The following is a 337-nucleotide window of genomic DNA, read 5'->3' on the forward strand; positions in this document are numbered from 1 at the left end:
CAGATTTTTTGAGTAATAAAGAGTCATACTGAAAATTAGCTACAAATATAATCCGATAGCCTAGATCACCTTTACAATTATGCTAGCCCTATAACAGCTAATGCGAGATTCAACATCGACAAGTAGTTTTTATAGCAGTCATTCGTACCTCATACCTGACGGAAAAATAGCTTCAACCTTGGTAAAACACCCTATCAAGTTGCGCAATTTATAGAGAAGTAACCAAGCATAACAAGTGTGGAAACATAACTTTCAACGACAACGATACTGGTGTGTACAGGCGTTGTTTCCTAAATCAGAGTTGAGATAGCAACTCCCGCAAGGCTTAGCATCTTTA

The sequence above is a fragment of the Polaribacter sp. 11A2H genome (assembly GCF_011379025.1).
GTDB lineage: Bacteria > Bacteroidota > Bacteroidia > Flavobacteriales > Flavobacteriaceae > Polaribacter.